The organism is Sporolactobacillus inulinus (assembly GCF_006539285.1).
Classification (GTDB): domain Bacteria; phylum Bacillota; class Bacilli; order Bacillales; family Sporolactobacillaceae; genus Sporolactobacillus; species Sporolactobacillus inulinus.
Genome location: NZ_BJMS01000195.1, coordinates 1 through 1,585 on the forward strand (window position 1 = coordinate 1; position 1,585 = coordinate 1,585).

The window sequence follows — 1,585 nt, forward strand, 5'->3', positions numbered from 1 at the left end:
ACACAGAACTTTTCACTCTCCAGTGAAGGGCTTTATTCGCTAATTTTAAGCCATTTTATAAGAGTTGGTCTAAATCATAAGATCGATACTAGCGAGTACTGTTTTTTCAGAAGTTCTCTTAATACTTGAGTCATCCCCTTATTCGCTCAGAATCGAAAGACTTTATGATCAGAACCAAAAATCAAAGCAGGAACGTTTGCGGTCGCATACGTCACACTTGCTTGGATAACCTGGATCGACAACTTCTGTACGTTCGGATTCCCGCACAATGTGTCGTGGAACGTTTACGATGTTCTTCCTATTAATGTGTATCACCGGATGAATGACCGGAACGTATCTTGGCACGCAGGTATTGTGGATCACGTACTGTGGATCACAAATAATCGGTCTAACGTTGGAGCGTTCGTTGCCGCAATGACAATCTTTTCTACCCATAAACAATCACCCCACTATTATTAGATGCGCGCGCTAGGGGAAGAGACATGTACAAAAACCTAAGAGAGTCTTAAAAGAATCGTTTAGCGATGCATAATCCGCTTAAGAAAAGCCACACTAATTCTCGGCATACTAATGCTAAAATAAGCGAGAAGGTGTGGACGAAATGGGTAAGAACAAAGAAAAGAAAAACAACTTCCAAGAAAAAAACAATCAGGCAGACAACGTAAATACTGAGTTTGCGGAAGAATTTGAGCAAAAAGCGGAACAGAAACAGAAAAAAAACAAATAAGTACATGGGGATTCGCATGGTTCATGCGAATCTCTTTTTTTTGCTTGAAAATGATAATCGTTATCAATAAAATAATGATGACAGGGGAGGAGATTGAGTATGCCAAAAGTAATCATTGTTTTTGCTAGTGAAACAGGGAACACAGCGGATATCGCGTCAAAAATAGCTGAGGGAGTACGTCAAGGTGGACTAGATCCGGTCATAAAGGATGCATTTGATACAGACGCTGAGGAACTCTTGGCGTATGACGGAATTCTGCTTGGCAGCGGAACAACCGGAGATGGTGATCTTCCTTATGAAGCGCTCGATCTCTATGATGGTCTGGATACACTGAACTTAAGGGGGCGACTGGCGGCAACCTTTGGATCAGGTGATACGGCGTATGATTTATTTTGTGAAGCCGTTGATACACTAGAGAAGAAACTCATTGAACGGGAAGCAGAAATTGTTTTGCCAAGTCTGAAAATAGACGTGACGATGTCGCCTGATGAGGAGATTCAAGCATTGCAGATGGGCAAGCATTTTTCAGAGCTTCTGCTTCAGGAGAAAGACTGACCATCGCTTGAGTTGATTCGATTGAACGAACGGCGCAGAACGCTTTTATCATGGAACTGGATCATTCATTTCACGAAACTGGCATCTGAATGGATGCCATTTTTTTTGGGGGAAGAAAGTTAATAATCTTGCCTCACTGGTCGACGATGAGCGGAATTTCATCAATAGATCAGTTCAAGTCATGAAAGTGCGAGAGCCTGCGGGAGTAAGACCAAACGTAGATGTGAGACGCCTGCGGGATCGCGCGTTGTTGATGCGTGCCAGCGAGACCCCGCAGGCAATAGCGTGTCCGAGGAGGCTCGC

General features: G+C 43.5%; 2 protein-coding genes. Both read left to right on the forward strand.

Features of this window, described 5'->3' with window-relative positions; all coding sequences use genetic code 11:
* Window positions 1-601 precede the first annotated feature (601 nt).
* Entirely contained in the window at window positions 602-727 is a 126-nt protein-coding gene (locus tag SIN01_RS15600; protein WP_272947206.1) for a hypothetical protein, read from the forward strand.
* 99 nt (window positions 728-826) lie between these two features.
* Complete coding sequence (locus tag SIN01_RS14660; protein WP_010027748.1) at window positions 827-1,282, forward strand: flavodoxin domain-containing protein; 456 nt, start codon at window positions 827-829, stop codon at window positions 1,280-1,282.
* The last annotated feature ends 303 nt before the right edge of the window (window positions 1,283-1,585 follow it).